This is a genomic window from Pseudolysinimonas sp. 10J20-29, assembly GCF_055809595.1.
Genome location: NZ_CM147917.1, coordinates 220,243 through 237,168, shown reverse-complemented (window position 1 = coordinate 237,168; position 16,926 = coordinate 220,243). Strand labels below are relative to the sequence as shown.

The window sequence follows — 16,926 nt, the reverse complement described above, 5'->3', positions numbered from 1 at the left end:
GTCCCCGTGCACCCTCACCCGCGTTGGCCGGAACTGCCGCTTCACGACGACCGGGAGCTGGGCGAGCTGCTCGGCTCGCCGGTGGAGACCCGCCACCTGCTGCACGACTGGCCGCTGACCTCGACCGAGCGCGTGCGGCTTGTCAACGGAACCGAGTGGGCGTACAAGGTGCAGCTGCCGCCGTCGATCGAACCCGAGGTCTACGCGGCTATCCCCGAGCATCCCCTGCTGCCGGCGGCACGTCTGCTCCCCTCCGCCGGCCGGGCCCGGGCCGTCGCCACCGAATGGCTCTCCGATCCGTCGCTGCGAGCACGCGCCAGTTCCGCGACACCGCTCGACGACGACGCCGTGCGCGCGGCGGCGCGCGCGGTCGCCGAGGCGATCGCGACGCTGCCCGCCCAGACCCCCGTGACCCTCGACCTGCCCGACGCCGAGGCGTGGCTCCGGCTCATCGAGGAGCGACTCGACGACCTGCGCCACCTGGTCGGGCGCGGCAGGTTCACCTCCGTGGGCGCCGCCGAACTCGACCGCCTTGAGCGCTGGTGCCGAGCTGCGGGCACGCGGCGTCTGTTTGATGCCGAGCCCGTGGTGGTGCACGGCGACCTGACCGGCGACGAGTGCTTCGAGACCGCCACGGGATGGCGCGTGATCGACTGGCAGCGGCCGCTGCGCGGGCCGCGCGGAATCGACCGCGCCCTGCTGCTCACCGACCTGGGGCTGGAGCCTCGCGTCGAGCTGGACGACGTCGTCGTCGATGCGAGCCGGTTCCTGCTGATCGAGTGGGCGGTGCGCGTCGCGTGCGAGGTGCTTCCGGGCGGCGACCCGGAGATCCCCGGCTCGTGGGTGCGGCACGCGCTGGATCGGATGGTGCTGGAGGGGTAGGGGGTCTCCGGCGGCGCCGTGCGGCGGACTGACCGCGCATGCGAGAAGGGCGGCCCCTCCGTGAGGAGGGACCGCCCTTTTCGATGTGGCTGGTGGGTCTCGATACGCGCCGCGAGCGGCGAGATCTCGATACGGCCTCCGGCCTACTCGATCCGCTGGCTGCGCCAGCGCTCGAGCCTTCGGGACTAGAAGTCCATGCCGCCCATGCCGCCCGACGGGTCACCCATCGGGGCCGGGTTCTTCTCCGGCTTGTCGGCGACAACCGCCTCGGTGGTGAGGAACAGACCGGCGATCGAGGCCGCGTTCAGCAGAGCCGAACGGGTGACCTTGACCGGGTCGCTGATGCCCGCCGCGAGCATGTCCACGTACTCGCCGGTCGCGGCGTTGAGGCCCTGACCGACGGGGAGGTGGCGCACCTTGTCGACGACGACGCCGGGCTCGAGGCCCGCGTTGAGCGCGATCTGCTTGAGCGGAGCGTCGATGGCGACCTTGACGATGTTCGCACCCGTCGCCTCGTCGCCGACCAGCTCGAGCTTCTCGAACGCGGTCTTGCCCGCCTGGATCAGGGCGACGCCACCACCGGCGACGATGCCCTCTTCGACGGCAGCCTTCGCGTTGCGAACGGCGTCCTCGATGCGGTGCTTGCGCTCCTTGAGCTCGACCTCAGTCGCGGCACCCGCCTTGATGACGGCGACGCCACCGGCGAGCTTCGCGAGGCGCTCCTGGAGCTTCTCGCGGTCGTAGTCGGAGTCGGTGTTCTCGATCTCCTGGCGGATCTGCTTCACGCGACCGGCGATGAGGTCGGCGTCGCCGGAGCCCTCGACGATCGTGGTCTCGTCCTTGGTGACGATGACCTTGCGCGCCTGGCCGAGCATCGAGAGGTCGGTGTTCTCGAGCTTGAGACCGACCTCCTCGCTGATGACCTGACCACCGGTGAGGATGGCGATGTCCTGCAGCATGGCCTTGCGGCGGTCACCGAAGCCGGGGGCCTTGACGGCGACCGACTTGAAGATGCCGCGGATCTTGTTGACGATGAGGGTCGCGAGAGCCTCGCCGTCCACGTCCTCGGCGATGATCAGGAGCTGCTTGCCAGCCTGGATCACCTTGTCGACGACGGGGAGCAGGTCCTTGATGTTCGAGACCTTGCCGTTGACGATCAGGATGTAGGCGTCCTCGAAGACCGCCTCCTGACGCTCCGGGTCGGTGACGAAGTACTGCGACAGGTAGCCCTTGTCGAAGCGCATGCCCTCGGTCAGCTCGAGCGTCGTGCCGAACGTGTTCGACTCCTCGACGGTGACGACGCCCTCCTTGCCGACCTTGTCGATCGCCTCGGCGATCAGGTCGCCGATCTCGGTGTCGGCTGCGGAGATGCTCGCGGTGGCCGCGATCTCTTCCTTGGTCTCGACCTCCTTGGCGTTGATGACGAGCTCGGCCTCGACAGCCTTGACGGCCTTCTCGATGCCGCGCTTCAGGCTGATGGGGTCGGCGCCGGCCGCGACGTTGCGCAGGCCTTCACGAACGAGCGCCTGAGCGAGAACGACCGAGGTGGTCGTGCCGTCGCCGGCGACGTCGTCGGTCTTCTTGGCGACCTCCTTGACGAGCTCCGCGCCGATCTTCTCGTACGGGTCGTCGAGTTCGATCTCCTTGGCGATCGAAACGCCATCGTTGGTGATCGTGGGGGCGCCCCACTTCTTCTCCAGCACGACGTTGCGACCGCGCGGGCCGAGCGTGACCTTGACGGCGTCGGCGAGAATGTTCAGGCCGCGCTCGAGGCCGCGGCGGGCCTCTTCGTCGAAAGCAATGATCTTTGCCATGGGTTGGTGTCGTCCCTCCCGGACGTTGTCCACTTCACGTGGATCTGCACTGAGTCAGCGAGCGCCCGTTTCGGGCGTCCTTTAGCACTCACAATGCGCGAGTGCCAGGTGCCATTCTGGCACTCGCCCTAGGGGAGTGCAAGCCGCGTCACGAGCCGGAGGGCGCGTCGATCGTCAGCGCGCCCGTGTTGGGCATCAGCTCGATCCAGGTGTTGCCCGGCGCCAGGCGCACGACGACCCCGTTGAGGTCGGTCAGAATGATCGGCGCGGCCTGCGAGGCCTTCGACCACCGCACCGCCAGGGACTGGCCGCCGGCGAACACCCAGGCGTCGCCGCCGCCGATCATCTCGGTCTTCGGCACGCCGAGGCCGTAGGAGATCGGCACCGTCATCACCAGCACGTTGGTGGCGCTCAGCTGGTCGCCGTTCGAGTCGCGGTCCACGCCGCTCAGCTGCGAGCGCTTCCAGGTCTCCGAGGACTCATCGTACTTCCAGGATGGCGACGAGGCGTCGCTGAACCGGGCGGTGAGACCGGTCGCCGGCGTTCCCTCGACGACCGCGCTGGAGGAGGCGACGTCGGGCGCGAAGGCGAACTGCTGCGCCGGTGAAGCGATGTCGAGGTGGCGGTCCACGAGGGTCTCCGCGGCGACGAGCACGTTGTGCGGCGAGGTCTTGGTCGTCGTGCGGTACATCAGGTCGGCCGTGTCGGCCGCGCCATGGATGGCGTTGTAGACGTTCGTCTGCTGCATCAGCACGACGAAGCGGTACTGCCCGCCCGAGTACGCGATGATGCCGCCGAACGGCGAGACGATGTCCGGATCCATCGGCCGGATCGATCGGACCGGGCCGATCTCGTCGGGGATGTCGGAGTGCCAGACCGCGACGTAGCGCGTCAGCCCGCCCTCGACGAGCTCCTCGAAGACGATGTCGGTGCGCTCGAGCCCGATCTGCGGACGGGCGAGCTCATGGTTGTCGACCTTCGCGGCGAGCGACGGATGCGCCAGCGACCCCGCCTCGACGACCTCACCGGTCAGCGGCGCGAGGTCGTACGGCGCGGGAGTGAGGTAGCTCGAGCTGTAGCTCGGCGTCGGAGTGGGCGCCGGCGCGGCCGTCTCGACGGTCGCACACGCGGCGAGCACGCTCGCGAGCGCCCCGAGTGCCGCGATGGCTCCCCCTCGACGAATCGCGCGCGCTCCTGGCATGCGCTCATCGTAGGGCGCACGCGCGGGGGCCCGGGTCGCGCGACCCGGCGCGCCTCCGCGGGCCGTCCTGCGGCGGGCTGTCCGGCGGCTCAGGCCGGTCGCACCGACTCGGCCTGCGGCCCCTTGGAGCCGGTGCCGACCTCGAAGGTGACAGCCTGGCCCTCTTCGAGCACCTTGTATCCCGACATGTCAATCGCGGAGTAGTGCACGAACACGTCGGCCCCTCCACCGTCAACGGTGATGAAGCCGAAGCCCTTCTCAGCGTTGAACCATTTGACGATTCCGTTCGCCATTGCGTTACTCCTGCCGTGTTTCCGCGGGCCGAACACGGCTCCACATCGGGAATCGTACTGGCGCAGATTGGCCGGTCAGAAGCGAATTTTCCGTCTGCGGCGTGAATTTACGAAGAAACAGCGCAGGCTTAAACACGCGCGAAACATTCGAGACGCCCTCAGGACTTCGCCGCGACGCGTGCGGCGGGAGCGACTCAGCCCGCGGACGGCTCGTAGTCGGAGCCGAGCAGCACCGTGATCGGCGCGCCCTGGTACGCGTCCGACAGCACGACCGTTCCCACGCCGAGCGCCTCGGCGACACCGCGCGCGAGCCCCTCGAAGTCGGCGTTCCAGTAGTAGATCGTGGTCGTCTCGATGTCGGAGGCGGCGGCGCGAGCGCGCACCGCATCCGGCCATCCGCTCGCGACGAGCTGATCTGCCGCGACGTCCTGCTGCCCGGTCGTCTCGGTGCCGTTCAGCACCGAGAGCGAGAGCTCGGGGTCGGTGTCGACGGTCGCGGGGTCAGTGACCGGCTCGGCGACCGGGAGCGGCGAGGCCGTCACCTCGACGGTCGTGTCCTCGCTGAAGTCAGGGAGGTCGATCGTGAAGTTCGGGTCGAGCCGCGACAGGCCGTACAGCCCGGCGACGACGAGCACGGCGGCGGCGAGGATGCCGAGGCCGACATTGATCCACGCGCGGCCCTTGCCCCGCGGGGCGCGGTGGGCGCCGACACGTTCGAGGTCGCTGGGAATGCTGTCGAACTCGTCCTGAGGGAATCTGGCCATCTACTCGGTGTCGTCCTGGCTCATGGTCGTGGGGCCGGGCCCGAACGTGCGCGAGCGACGCGCACGAACCCGACTGTCACGCAATCGCTGGAGCCGGCGGACGAGAAGCGGGTCGTGTCGCAGAGCCGACGGTCGCTCGATCAGCGTGTACAGCAGTTGATAGTAGCGGGCCGGACTGAGTCCCAACTCTGCGCGGATGGCGGCCTCTTTGCTGCCCTCGCGCTCGGGCCAGCGGCTCTCGAACTCGAGCAGCGCGAGATCGCGATCGCTCAGCCCCGCGTCGTCGGCCGACGCGGGGAACTGCTCAGCCGCCTGCGTCATCCGAACCTCCGTCGCGCCGAGTGTAGGCACCGCCGCGCGCACCGGCAGGATGGCGCGCGGGCACGACGCATCCGCGCAGGATTGCGCCAGGTTGCGGGAACACAGCGAACCCGGGAAACGCTGATTAGAGTGACCAAGCGAAAGGCGAGGAGAAACCGATGGCCTACGAAGTCGAGAAGACCGAAGAGCAGTGGCGTGAGGAGCTGGGCGAGGAGCGCTACCGCGTGCTGCGGCAGGCGGGCACCGAACGCGCCTGGACCGGCGAGCTGTTGGACGAGTCGCGCGCCGGCCTCTACACCTGTGCCGCGTGCAACGCCGAGCTGTTCAAGAGCGGCACCAAGTTCGATTCCGGCTGCGGCTGGCCGAGCTTCTACGACTCGGTCAACCCGGATGCCGTCCAGCTGATCGAGGACACCTCCCTCGGCATGGTGCGCACCGAGGTGCGCTGCGCCAACTGCGGCTCGCACCTGGGTCACGTCTTCGACGACGGCTTCGGCACCCCGACCGGCCAGCGCTACTGCATGAACTCGCTGTCGTTGGGATTCCAGCCCGAGACCGAGTAGTGGCGGACGCTCCCGGCGCCGCACGACGCGCCGTCGAGGCGCGCCGCTCGCACTCCGCCGTCGGCGACGCGGCCCCGAACGATGAGCAGCTCCGCCCGCTGATCGCCGCCGCCGCCTCGGTGGCCGACCACGGCGCCCTCCGCCCCTGGCGGGTGATCGCCCTGCGCGGCGAGTCCCGCGCCCGTCTCGGGGCCGCGCTCGCCGAGGCGGCCGGTCTCGACGGCCGCGCGGCCGAGAAGCTCGCGGCGAAGCCCTTGCGGGCGCCGCTGCTGCTGGCGATCGTGGCGAGCCCGAAGCCGAGCTTCAAGGTTCCGGACTGGGAGCAGGAGGCGGTCGCGGTCGGCGTCGCCCACACCCTGTCGCTCCTCCTCGACGAGGAGGGCTGGGGCGTGATCTGGCGGACCGGCCCGCAGACGCGCAGCGCCCCCGTCGCCGAGCTGCACGGCCTGGGTCCGAGCGAGCGCCTGCTCGGCTGGCTCTACGTCGGCGAGCGTCTGCCCCACGCGAAGACCTCGCGGCGTGCGGCGGTTGACGTCGACGCGCACCTCAGCACGCTGTAGGCGCCCGCGGCCAGGATCTGGAGCCCCCTGTCGGATTCGAACCGACGACCCTCGCTTTACAAGAGCGATGCTCTGGCCAACTGAGCTAAGGGGGCGGGTCGGCCCGATTGTAGCCGGGCCGGGGACTACTCGGTGGGCGTGGGGGTCGGGGTCGGGGTGGCGTTCTGGGTGAACTCCTCGCCGGCGGCCCGCAGCACGAACTGGCGGAACTCGTTGGCATCGAAGCCGGCGGTGTAGTTGAACTGCTCGCCGTTCACCAGGATCGTCGGCGTGCTCACCACGGCCTCGACCTCGGTGCCGGGAAGCGGCCCGCTGATCGCCCGCGCGGTCGCCGCGCGCACCCAGGAGCGGAAGCGTCCGTCGTCGATGCACTGCTCGACCGCCGTGAGGTTCGAGACCCCCGCCGCGGTCGCCCGGGCCACCAGCTCGTCGTCGCTCAGGCCGACCGAGCCCTCCTCGGGCTGATCGGTGAGCAGCGCCTCATGGAAGTCGAAGAATGTGTCCGGCGAGAGCTCGGCGACGCAGGCGGCCGCGTTGGCGGCGCGCAGCGAGTACTGCGTGCCGGCCGACTTGGTGGTCAGCACCGCGATCGGGTGGATCTCGATCGTCGCGGCGCCCGACTCGAGCCAGGCGCGGATGCTGTCGCCGTTGTTCTCCTCGAACTGACCGCACTTCGCGCACAGGTAGTCGACGTAGAGCTGGATGTCGATGACATCAGCCGGGTTCTCGGCCGACGGCGTCGGATCGCTCCCCGCGGCGAGCGCGCCGGTGCGCTCGGCGATGTACTCCTCGCCGATCTTGATTCCGTCGCTTTGCATGTTGAGCGGCCCGCGCCCGCCGGGCGAGTTCAGCGCCAGGAGGACGAACGAGATGACGACCAGGATCGCCAGGATGCCTCCGACAACGCTCCCGCGCACGATCAGCTTGCGCCGGCGGTCCTTCTTGCGGTGCAGTTCGCGCAGCTCCTTGGCACGCTCACGCGCCTCGTCGCGAACACTGCTGCGCGCCGAAGCGCTGGGTTCGCCGCCGTGGGTCATGGGTCCTCATTTAAGTCTCAGGTTCGCGGCGCCAAGCTACCGGGGTTTCGCCGCAGGGCAAAGCCGCATGCCGCCACGATGGTAGCGCTCGGGACTGAACGAGACCCGGATGCGGCGACCGCGGATGCGCCCTCGCGTCGCGCCGACCCGCAAACAGGGGCATAATGGCGGGGTGGCTCCCGGCATCGCAGCCGGATTTCACACTTCCATTCACTACGGATCGTCCGGCACGTACCTGCCGGTGAAGGAGTAAGTACCGCTATGGCATCTGTCACTTTTGACAAGGCAACCCGTCTCTACCCGGGTTCCACCAAGCCGGCTGTCGACGCAATCGACCTGCACGTCGCGGACGGCGAGTTCCTCGTCCTCGTCGGCCCCTCGGGTTGCGGCAAGTCGACCACCCTGCGCATGCTCGCGGGCCTCGAAGAGGTCAACGACGGCCGCATCCTGATCGGCGACCGCGACGTCACCGATGTGCCCCCGAAGGACCGTGACATCGCCATGGTCTTCCAGAACTACGCGCTCTACCCGCACATGACGGTCGCCGAGAACATGGGCTTCGCGCTCAAGATCGCCGGCGTCAACAAGGAGGAGCGCGCCGCGCGCGTCCTCGAGGCCGCCAAGCTGCTCGACCTGGAGCCCTACCTGGCCCGCAAGCCGAAGGCGCTCTCCGGTGGTCAGCGTCAGCGTGTCGCCATGGGCCGCGCCATCGTGCGTCAGCCCCAGGTGTTCCTCATGGACGAGCCGCTGTCGAACCTCGACGCCAAGCTCCGCGTGCAGACTCGCACCCAGATCGCGAGCCTGCAGCGTCGTCTCGGCGTCACCACCGTCTACGTCACGCACGACCAGACCGAGGCGCTCACCATGGGTGACCGCATCGCGGTGCTCAAGGACGGCGTGCTGCAGCAGGTCGGCACCCCGCGCGACCTGTACGCCTCGCCGAGCAACGTCTTCGTCGCCGGCTTCATCGGCAGCCCCGCGATGAACCTCTTCACCACCGACGTGGTCGAGGGCGGCCTCGCGTTCGGCACCACGGTCGCCAAGCTCGAGCGCGACGTCATCGCGCATCTGTCGGGCAAGACCGCCACGGTCGGCGTTCGCCCGGAGGACCTCGTCATCGCGAAGGACGGCAAGGGCCTCTCGGTCGAGGTCGACGTCGTCGAGGAGCTCGGCGCGGACGGCTACCTCTACGGTCACGCGGAGGTCAGCGGCCAGCGTGTCGACGTCGTCGTGCGCGTCGACGGCCGCGACCACCCGGAGGACGGCGAGACGGTCATCGTCGCACCGGCGCCGGAGCACATCCACGCGTTCGACGGCGAGACGGGCGAGCGCCTGACCAAGCCGATCGAACGTGTCGGCTTCCGCCTAGTCACACCTTTCCTGGCCGCGGGCCCCGCCGCTCGATCCGAGCTGCGGGGCCCGCGCTGTCTCCGCTTCACACCACGTCGCCCGCGGGCGGCACGGGAGGTTCACCGCATGGCCTCGGCTCTGTCGATCACCGCCGCCGTCCCCGACTCGGCCCTGCTGGACCTGCCGTGGGACCTGCCGCTGGACCTGTGGCCGGACGAGACTATCGCGAGCCTGCCGAAGGGGATCTCGCGCCACCTGGTGCGCTTCGCCCACCTCGGCGGCTACGTCGTCGCCATCAAGGAGACCTCGGCGGAGCTCGCGAAGCGCGAGTACGAGATGCTGCGCACCCTGCAGCGTCTCGACATCCCCTGCGTCGACCCGGTGGCGGTCATCACGAATCGCGCCACGGTCAACGGCGACGAGCTGCAGCCGGTGCTCGTCACGCGGCACCTGAAGTTCTCGCTCCCCTACCGGGCGCTGTACTCGCAGACCCTGCGTCCCGACACCGCGACCCGGCTCGTCAACGCCCTCGCGGTGCTGCTCGCGCGCCTGCACATCATCGGCTTCTTCTGGGGCGACGTCTCACTGTCGAACACCCTGTTCCGACGCGACGCGGGCGCCTTCGCGGCCTACCTGGTGGACGCCGAGACGGGCAAGCTCTACGACGGCGGCCTCTCGAACGGGCAGCGCGAGAACGACCTCGAGATCGCCCGCGTCAACATCGCCGGCGAGCTGCTCGATCTTCAGGCCGGCGGACGTCTCGACGAGGAGCTCGACCCGGTCGCGATCGCCGACGGCATCGTCGCCCAGTACCGCTCGCTGTGGGCCGAGCTCACCGGATCGGAGTCGTTCCCCGAGGCGGAGCGCTGGCGCATCAACGAGCGCGTGCAGCGCCTCAACGATCTCGGCTTCGACATCGAGGAGCTGTCGATCCGCAAGGACGACACCGGAACCCAGGTGCGCATCCAGCCCAAGGTCGTGGATGCGGGGCACCACTCACGCCGCCTGCTGCGCCTCACCGGCCTGGACGCCGGAGAGAACCAGGCCCGCCGACTGCTCAACGACCTCGACTCGTACCGCGCCACCGGCGACCGCGCGAACCTCGACGAGGAGCAGGTCGCGCACGAGTGGCTCGCCAAGGTGTTCGAACCCGTGATCCGTGCGGTGCCGCGCGATCTGCGCGGCAAGCTCGAACCGGCCGAGCTGTTCCACCAGCTGCTCGACCACCGCTGGTACCTCTCGCAGAACACCGGCCACAGCGTCCCGCTCGCCGAGGCGCTGACCTCCTACATCGAGACGATCCTGCGGCACCGCCGCGACGAGATGACCGTCGTCGCCCCGGTGACCGGGCTCATCAACGTGCCGGTCGAGACCTCGGCGATGCCGATCATCTCGCCGGACGACGACGAAGAGGACTGGCGCGCGAAGGTCTAGCGGGCCTCGGCGCGCAGCTTCGCCACCTCGTACAGGGTGACGCTGACGGCGATGCCGGCGTTGAGCGACTCGGTGCTCGACTCGATCGGGATCGAGACCACGGCGTCGCACTTCTCGGTGACCAGGCGCGAGAGCCCCTTGCCCTCACTGCCGACCACGATCACGATCGGCGAGGTCGCCAGTTCCAGGCCCGGCAGCGAGATGTCTCCGCCGCCGTCGAGGCCGAGTACGAAGACGCCGCGCTGCTTGAGCTCCTCAAGAGCGCGCGTGAGGTTCGCGGCCATCGCCACGGGAACCCGCGCGGCCGCGCCGGCGCTGGTCTTCCAGGCGCTCGCGGTCATGCCGACGCTGCGACGCTGCGGCACGATCACGCCGTGCGCGCCGAACGCGGCAGCCGAGCGCACGATGGCGCCCAGGTTGCGCGGGTCGGTGACGCCGTCGAGCGCGACCAGCAGCGGCGGGCGACCGGACTCGATCGCGGCGTCGAGCAGGTCGAGCGGGTGCGCGTACTGGTACGGCGGCACCTTGAGCGCGATGCCCTGGTGCACGGCGTCGTGGCCGCTGAGCCGGTCGAGCTCGGGGCGCATGACCTCGAGCACGTTGAGGCCGCGCTTGGTGGCGAGCGACAGCGCCTCCTTCACCCGGTCATCCATCTCGATGCGGGAGGCGATGTACAGCGTCGTGGCGGGGATCTTCGCGCGCAGCGACTCGAGCACCGAGTTGCGACCGGTGACCATCTCGCCGTCGTCGCTCTTCGGGCGCGCGGTGCGGCGCGCGGGCGCCTCCGAGCCGCCGCGACCCGACTTGGCGCGGGCGGCGTCGAGGCGCTCCTTCGCGGCCTTCCGCTTGCCGGCGACGTGCCAGCTGCGGTCCTCGGCCTTCGGCGTCGGTCCCCTGCCTTCGAGGGCGCGGCGGCCGTGGCCGCCGGTGCCGACCTGGGGGCCCTTCTTCTTCGGCTTCCCGGCCCCAGCTCGTCCTGGCTTGTTCATGTGATGCTCCATCTGGTTCCGTCGGGCGTGTCGTCGAGGGCGATCCCCGCGGCCGTCAATTCGTCGCGGATGCGATCCGCGGCGGCAAAGTCCTTGTTCGTGCGTGCGGCGGCGCGGTCGGCGATCAGGCGCTCGACGAGCGCCCCCAGCACCGCGTGCGTCTCACTGTCCTCGCTCGCCGCCCACTCGGGGGCGTGCGGGTTGATGCCGAGCACGTCGAGCATCGCGACCACCTCTTCGCGGCGCTCCTCGGCGACCGCGAACGCGCCCGCGTCGAGCGCGATGTTGCCCGCCCGCACGGTGTCGTGCAGCACCGCGAAGGCCTGCGGCGTGCCGAGGTCGTCGTCCATCGCATCGGCGAACGCGGCGGGCACGCGACCCGGCACCCCCGCGCTGGCCGCGGGGCGACCCTCGACGGCGCGGATGACGCGGTCCAGGAATCCTTCGATGCGGGCGAAGGCGGTCTCCGCCTCGCGAAGCGCCCCCGGGTGGTAGTCGATCGTCGAGCGGTAGTGCGCGCTGGCCAGGTAGGCGCGCACCACGATCGGGCGCGCCAGGGCGATCAGCTGGGAGGCGTACACGGAGTTGCCGAGAGACTTCGACATCTTCTGGCCCTCGATGTTCACGAGGCCGTTGTGCACCCAGTAGCGCGCGAAGCCCTCCCCCGCCGCCGAGGACTGCGCGAGCTCGTTCTCGTGGTGCGGGAAGCGGAGGTCGAGGCCACCGCCGTGAATGTCGAAGGTGCCGCCGAGGTAGCGCTTGCTCATCGCCGAGCACTCGATGTGCCAGCCGGGGCGACCGGCGCCCCACGGCGAGCTCCACGAGGCGGAATCCGGCTCGCCGGGCTTGCTGCCCTTCCAGAGCGCGAAGTCGCGCGGGTCGCGCTTGGCGCGCGTGGGCGCATCCGCCGCGTCGGCCATGTCGTCGAGCTTCTGATGCGTGAGCGAGCCGTACTCGGGCCAGGTCTTCACGTCGAAGTACACGTCGCCGCTGCCGTCATCGGCGGCGTAGGCGTGGCCGCGCTGGATGAGCTCGGCGATCATCTCCTGCATCTGCGAGATGCTCGCCGTGGCGCGCGGCTCGTAGGTGGGCGGCAGGATGCCGAGCGTGCGGTACGCGGCCGTGAACTCGAGCTCGATGCGATAGGCCAGCGCCCACCACACCTCGCGGCCGCTCGCGTGATCCAGGATCTTGTCGTCGATGTCGGTGACGTTGCGCACGAAGGTGACGTCGTAGCCGCGCATGCCGAACCAGCGGCGCCACAGGTCGTAGGCGAGCGCCGAGCGGACGTGGCCGATGTGCGGCGAGGACTGCACCGTGGGACCGCAGACGTAGATGCCCACCTTGCCGGGCACGAGCGGCTCGAAAGCGCGCAGCCCGGAGGCGCGGGTGTCGTAGAGGCGGATCGTCACTCGGCGAGTTTAGCCGGGGTGGGGGCGGGTTACCCCAGAATCAGGGCGGTCGCGAGCGCTTGGACCCCTTCGCCGCGCCCGGTGAAGCCGAGCCCGTCGCTCGTGGTGGCCGCAACGCTGACCGGCGCCCCGACGAGGTCGGTCAGATGCGCCTCCATCTCGAGCCGGCGTGCGGCGAGGCGCGGACGCTGGGCGACCAGCTGCACGGCCACATTCTGGATGCGGTAGCCGGCCCCGCCGACGAGCGCGAGGGTCTCGGTGAGGAACACCTCGCTGCGGGCGTCGGCGAAGCGCGGGTCGGCGGTGCCGAAGCGCGAGCCGATGTCGCCGAGCCCGGCCGCGGAGAGCAGGGCGTCGCAGATGGCGTGGAGGACGGCGTCGCCGTCGCTGTGCCCGGCGAGCCCCGGCTCGTCCGGCCAGTACAGCCCGCCGAGCCACAGCGGCGCGCTCTCGTCGTAGGCGTGAACGTCGATTCCGATGCCGGTCCGCATGCGGTCCGCCCCTCCGACCAGGTGCTCGGCCCGCTCCAGATCGGCGGGCGTGGTGATCTTGAATCCGAGCGCGTCGCCCTCGACGACGACGACCGTGCCGCCGGCGGCCGCGAACAGCGCGGCATCGTCGGTGTGCTCCTCGGTCGCGGCGTCGTAGGCGGACTGGAGCGCGGCGCGGGGGAAGCCCTGCGGCGTCTGCGCGGCGACCAGTTCGGCGCGGTCGACGGCCTGCAGGATCTCGTCGGAGTCCAGCGGCTGGCTCTGCGGGGCGGCGGCCACGCGCTTGAGCGTGTCGATCACCCGAAGCGCCGGCACCACGCCGATGCCACGGTCGCGCACCGTCCGGGCGACGCGGTCGATCACCGCGCTCGGCGTCAGCGCCCGCGCGGCGTCGTGCACGAGCACGACCTCGACGGTGTCGGGCAGCGCGGCCAGCCCGGCGGCGACCGAGGCCTGCCGGGTCGCGCCCCCGCTGACGACGCGCGCGTGCGGGTTCGCGCGGTGCGCGATGCGGCTCGCCTCGTCGAGGCGATCCGCGGGCGCGACGACCACGATCTCGAAGGTCTCGACCGCCGCGGTGACGCCGTCGACGGCGCGCTCCAGCAGCGTGCGCGCGCCGAGTTCGACAAACGCTTTCGGCGTCGGGTGCCCGAGGCGCGTGCCGCTGCCCGCGGCGACGATCACGACACCGAACGGTGACGGCGCGCCAGAGGTCATGCTCCGAATGTTAGTCGGAGCATGCGCTGCCTCAGGAAGCGAGGACCTCGTCGAGGACCGTGGAGGCCTTCTCTTCGTCGGTCTTCTCGGCCAGCGCGAGCTCGGAGATCAGAATCTGGCGAGCCTTCGCCAGCATCCGCTTCTCACCCGCGGACAGACCGCGGTCCTGATCGCGACGCCACAGGTCGCGGACGACCTCGGAGACCTTGATGACGTCGCCCGAGGCGAGCTTCTCGAGGTTCGCCTTGTAGCGGCGGCTCCAGTTGGTGGGCTCCTCCGTGAACGGCGCGCGAAGCACCTCGAACACGCGGTCGAGGCCTTCCTTGCCGATGACGTCACGCACGCCGACAAGGTCGACGTTCTCCGCGGGCACCTCGATCGTCAGATCACCCTGGGTGACATTGAGCTTGAGGTACAGCTTTTCCTCACCCCGAATGGTGCGCTTCTTCACTTCAATGATCTTTGCCGCCCCGTGATGGGGGTACACGACCGTCTCGCCGACCTCGAACAGCATGGAGTTGTTCCTTCCCGCAGACCTCCCATTTTAGCACAGTCGGGGTACGAGTTAGGATGGCCTAAGCCAGGGGTGCGCCTCGCCCCCGCTAGGCTTGGGGACGCTGTCTACTGTCTGACTCGGAGGGTCTTGTGAACGCACGTGCCGCGATGTCCATTGTGCTGGCCGGCGTCACCGCCGCCGTTCTCGCGGGATGCGGTTTCGTCACCCCGATCGCGACGCAGTACCAGTACGACCCGAGCGACGGCGTGAGCGCCGAGGTCGGCGAGGTCACCGTGCAGAACGTGCTCGTGCTGACCGAGGACGGCCTCGACGGCAACCTGCTCTTCACGGCGGTCAACCACGGCGAGGACGCGGTCGATCTCGGCGTCCAGTACGTCGTCGACGGCACCAAGGTCGACCTGACGCTCGAGCTCGAGCCCAAGTCGTCGACCAACTTCGGCTTCGGCGACGAGGGCCAGCTGCTGCTCGAAGGCATCAGCACCCCGGCCGGCGACCTGATCGCGCTGTACTTCCAGTACGGCAACGAGGTCGGCAGCCAGATCGACGTGCCCGTCCTCGACGGCTCGCTCGAGCAGTACGCCCCGTACCTGCCCACGCCCATGCCGACGCCGACGCCGACCGAGACGGCCACGGCCGAGCCGGAGCCGACCGAGACCACCGCCCCGTAGCCCGGAGACGGCGGCCAGCGAGCCGCGCTCGCGCCTACGACTCGAAGCGGTAGCCGAGTCCGCGCACCGTCACGAGCATCGACGGCTGCGCCGGGTCGGGCTCGATCTTGCTGCGGATGCGCTTGATGTGCACGTCCAGCGTCTTGGTGTCGCCGAAGTAGTCGGCTCCCCACACGCGGTCGATCAGCTGCCCGCGAGTGAGCACGCGTCCGGCGTTGCGAAGCAGAAGCTCGAGCAACTCGAACTCCTTGAGCGGCATCGAGATCTCGGCGCCGTTCACCGCGACCGAGTGCCGTTCGACGTCCATCCGGACGGAGCCCGCCTCCAGCACGCCCTCGTCGGCGTCGCTGGCGTCGACGCGGCGGCGCAGCACGGCACGCATCCGCGCCAGCAGCTCACGCGTCGAATACGGCTTCGTGACGTAATCGTCGGCCCCGAGCTCCAGCCCCACCACAATGTCGACCTCGCTGTCCTTAGCGGTCAGCATGATGATCGGCACCGCGGATCGGGTGCGCAGCTCACGGCACACCTCGGTGCCGGGCAGACCGGGGAGCATCAGGTCGAGAAGAACGAGGTCCGCCGGCGCACGGTCGAACGCGGTCAGGGCGGACGGGCCGTCGGCGGCCACCTCCACCTCGTACCCTTCCTTCCCGAGCAAGAACGCCAACGGCTCACTGAGCGATTGCTCGTCCTCGACGATCAGGATTCGGGTCATGGGGTTGCTCCTTTGGTCTGCGATGCGAGCCGTCGGCTCGCGGCACCCTCGGTGGTCGGCCCTGCGGCCGCCATCTCGGGAAGTCGAATGGTGAAGGTCGAGCCGCGCCCGGGCTGCGACCAGACGCGCACGTCGCCGCCGTGGTTCTGGACGATGTGCTTGACGATGCTCAGTCCGAGTCCGGTGCCGCCGGTGTCGCGGCTGCGCGCCGTGTCGAGCCGGAAGAAGCGCTCGAACACCCGGTCGCGCTCCGCGTCGGGGATTCCGGGCCCCTGGTCGGTCACCGCGATCTCGACCACGCCGTCGGCACGCGAGACGCCGACGCCGACCCGGGTGCCATCGGACGAGTACTGGATCGCGTTGACGACCAGATTGTGCACGGCGGTGATGAGCATGTTCTCGTCGCCGTAGACCTCGGCGCCGGCATCGCCGCCGGTGACCAGGGAGATGCGGTGCGCGGCCGCGCCGACCCGGTTGCGGTCGACCGCCTGCGCGATCACGGCGTCGATCTCGACCCGTTCCGCGTTCTGCAGGGTGTTGCCCGACTGCAGTCGGCTGAGCTCGATGATCTCCTGCGTCAGCCGCGAGAGCCGGTCCGCCTCGACGGTCAGGCGCTTCGCGAACCGCTGCACCTCCGCGGGTTCGTCGGCGCTGGCCTCCAGCGCTTCGGCGAGCAGGCTGACCGCGCCGATCGGCGTCTTGAGCTCGTGACTGACGTTGGCGAGGAAGTCGCGGCGCACCTCCTCGAGGCGGTGCGCCTCGGTGCGGTCCTCCGCCAGCAGCAGCACGTAGCGGGTGCCCAGCCGCGCCACCCGCACCAGGACGCGCAGGTTCGCGTCGCCGAACGGCCCGCGGGAGAGATGCACCTCGCGCGTGATCGTCTCGCCGGTGCGCCGCACCTGGTCGACGAGCTCGAGGAGCTCGCGGTGCACCAGGGCCTGATTCCAGACCAGCCCGAAGGTGAGCGCGCCGCTCGAGGCCTTCACGACCGTGGCAGAGCCGTCCAGCACGACCCCGACGGACTCGAGCGCGTCGATGACCTCATCGACGCCTTGCGGCACGCTCGTGGACACCACCGCGACCGCGCGCTGACCGCGACGGTGGGCGATGACGACGACGGCGGTGAAGCCGATCCCCACCAGCAGTCCGAAGACCATGGCGAGGAGCACGAGCCAGCCTTGGGGCATGGGTCTAGATT

Annotated in this window: 17 protein-coding genes, 1 tRNA gene and 1 pseudogene; 6 read left to right on the top strand and 13 right to left on the bottom strand. The window is 69.9% G+C overall.

Annotation, left to right across the window (positions count from 1 at the left end; translation table 11 throughout):
- The first annotated feature begins 6 nt into the window (after window positions 1-6).
- A complete protein-coding gene (locus AC0L6Y_RS01230) occupies window positions 7-882 on the top strand; it encodes a phosphotransferase (protein ID WP_473553873.1) in 876 nt (291 codons plus the stop codon).
- Window positions 883-1,067: 185 nt separating this feature from the next.
- Here the strand turns inward: AC0L6Y_RS01230 and groL are convergent, their stop codons facing one another.
- The 5 genes from groL to AC0L6Y_RS01205 form a co-directional block, all read right to left on the bottom strand.
- Window positions 1,068-2,696 (bottom strand): chaperonin GroEL, encoded by a 1,629-nt coding sequence (gene groL, locus AC0L6Y_RS01225; protein ID WP_473553871.1) that lies wholly within the window; start codon window positions 2,694-2,696, stop codon window positions 1,068-1,070.
- Window positions 2,697-2,844: 148 nt separating this feature from the next.
- Window positions 2,845-3,897, bottom strand: coding sequence for a DUF3048 domain-containing protein (locus AC0L6Y_RS01220; protein WP_473553870.1), 1,053 nt, complete (start codon window positions 3,895-3,897; stop codon window positions 2,845-2,847).
- 89 nt (window positions 3,898-3,986) lie between these two features.
- Entirely contained in the window at window positions 3,987-4,190 is a 204-nt protein-coding gene (locus AC0L6Y_RS01215; protein WP_294180029.1) for a cold-shock protein, read from the bottom strand.
- A gap of 194 nt (window positions 4,191-4,384) precedes the next feature.
- Window positions 4,385-4,954: a LytR C-terminal domain-containing protein gene (locus AC0L6Y_RS01210; protein WP_473553868.1), complete on the bottom strand. Its 570-nt coding sequence runs from the start codon at window positions 4,952-4,954 to the stop codon at window positions 4,385-4,387.
- On the bottom strand, window positions 4,955-5,275 hold the full coding sequence (locus AC0L6Y_RS01205; protein WP_473553867.1) for a DUF3263 domain-containing protein: 321 nt from the start codon (window positions 5,273-5,275) through the stop codon (window positions 4,955-4,957).
- A 158-nt stretch (window positions 5,276-5,433) separates the two neighbouring features.
- Between AC0L6Y_RS01205 and msrB the strand changes: the two genes are divergently transcribed.
- Both msrB and AC0L6Y_RS01195 read left to right on the top strand, forming a co-directional pair.
- Window positions 5,434-5,838: a peptide-methionine (R)-S-oxide reductase MsrB gene (msrB, locus tag AC0L6Y_RS01200; RefSeq protein ID WP_473553866.1), complete on the top strand. Its 405-nt coding sequence runs from the start codon at window positions 5,434-5,436 to the stop codon at window positions 5,836-5,838.
- A complete protein-coding gene (locus tag AC0L6Y_RS01195; protein WP_473553864.1) occupies window positions 5,838-6,398 on the top strand; it encodes a nitroreductase family protein in 561 nt (186 codons plus the stop codon). Before msrB ends, AC0L6Y_RS01195 begins: the two co-directional genes overlap by 1 nt.
- Window positions 6,399-6,416: 18 nt before the next feature.
- Here AC0L6Y_RS01195 and AC0L6Y_RS01190 read toward each other — a convergent pair.
- Together AC0L6Y_RS01190 and AC0L6Y_RS01185 are read right to left on the bottom strand one after the other, a co-directional pair.
- Window positions 6,417-6,493: transfer RNA gene (locus AC0L6Y_RS01190), tRNA-Thr, on the bottom strand.
- Between the two features lie 30 nt (window positions 6,494-6,523).
- Complete coding sequence (locus tag AC0L6Y_RS01185) at window positions 6,524-7,435, bottom strand: DsbA family protein (protein WP_473553861.1); 912 nt, start codon at window positions 7,433-7,435, stop codon at window positions 6,524-6,526.
- Window positions 7,436-7,696: 261 nt separating this feature from the next.
- On the opposite strand from AC0L6Y_RS01185, the pseudogene AC0L6Y_RS01180 reads away from it, so the two are divergent.
- Window positions 7,697-8,776 (top strand): annotated as a pseudogene (locus AC0L6Y_RS01180) (ABC transporter ATP-binding protein); the annotation flags it as partial.
- A 135-nt stretch (window positions 8,777-8,911) separates the two neighbouring features.
- Window positions 8,912-10,219, top strand: a complete 1,308-nt coding sequence (locus AC0L6Y_RS01175; RefSeq protein WP_473558577.1) for a DUF4032 domain-containing protein — start codon at window positions 8,912-8,914, stop codon at window positions 10,217-10,219.
- Here AC0L6Y_RS01175 and rlmB read toward each other — a convergent pair.
- The 4 genes from rlmB to AC0L6Y_RS01155 are packed head-to-tail and all read right to left on the bottom strand — an operon-like array spanning window position 10,216 to window position 14,342.
- Window positions 10,216-11,208, bottom strand: coding sequence for a 23S rRNA (guanosine(2251)-2'-O)-methyltransferase RlmB (rlmB, locus tag AC0L6Y_RS01170; RefSeq protein WP_473553859.1), 993 nt, complete (start codon window positions 11,206-11,208; stop codon window positions 10,216-10,218). The genes AC0L6Y_RS01175 and rlmB overlap by 4 nt on opposite strands.
- The gene (gene cysS, locus AC0L6Y_RS01165) at window positions 11,205-12,620 is read right to left on the bottom strand and encodes a cysteine--tRNA ligase (protein WP_473553857.1); all 1,416 of its coding nucleotides are present in this window, start codon (window positions 12,618-12,620) and stop codon (window positions 11,205-11,207) included. Before cysS ends, rlmB begins: the two co-directional genes overlap by 4 nt.
- A gap of 29 nt (window positions 12,621-12,649) precedes the next feature.
- Window positions 12,650-13,828 (bottom strand): 2-C-methyl-D-erythritol 4-phosphate cytidylyltransferase, encoded by a 1,179-nt coding sequence (ispD, locus tag AC0L6Y_RS01160; RefSeq protein WP_473553855.1) that lies wholly within the window; start codon window positions 13,826-13,828, stop codon window positions 12,650-12,652.
- A 31-nt stretch (window positions 13,829-13,859) separates the two neighbouring features.
- Window positions 13,860-14,342, bottom strand: a complete 483-nt coding sequence (locus tag AC0L6Y_RS01155) for a CarD family transcriptional regulator (protein WP_294180050.1) — start codon at window positions 14,340-14,342, stop codon at window positions 13,860-13,862.
- A 131-nt stretch (window positions 14,343-14,473) separates the two neighbouring features.
- Here AC0L6Y_RS01155 and AC0L6Y_RS01150 point away from each other — a divergent pair, with 131 nt between their 5' ends.
- The gene (locus AC0L6Y_RS01150; RefSeq protein WP_473553853.1) at window positions 14,474-15,013 is read left to right on the top strand and encodes a hypothetical protein; all 540 of its coding nucleotides are present in this window, start codon (window positions 14,474-14,476) and stop codon (window positions 15,011-15,013) included.
- A gap of 34 nt (window positions 15,014-15,047) precedes the next feature.
- Here AC0L6Y_RS01150 and AC0L6Y_RS01145 read toward each other — a convergent pair whose 3' ends face one another.
- Together AC0L6Y_RS01145 and AC0L6Y_RS01140 are read right to left on the bottom strand one after the other, a co-directional pair.
- A complete protein-coding gene (locus AC0L6Y_RS01145) occupies window positions 15,048-15,728 on the bottom strand; it encodes a winged helix-turn-helix domain-containing protein (RefSeq protein ID WP_473553851.1) in 681 nt (226 codons plus the stop codon).
- Window positions 15,725-16,915 (bottom strand): sensor histidine kinase, encoded by a 1,191-nt coding sequence (locus tag AC0L6Y_RS01140; RefSeq protein ID WP_473553849.1) that lies wholly within the window; start codon window positions 16,913-16,915, stop codon window positions 15,725-15,727. Before AC0L6Y_RS01140 ends, AC0L6Y_RS01145 begins: the two co-directional genes overlap by 4 nt.
- Window positions 16,916-16,926: the final 11 nt, after the last annotated feature.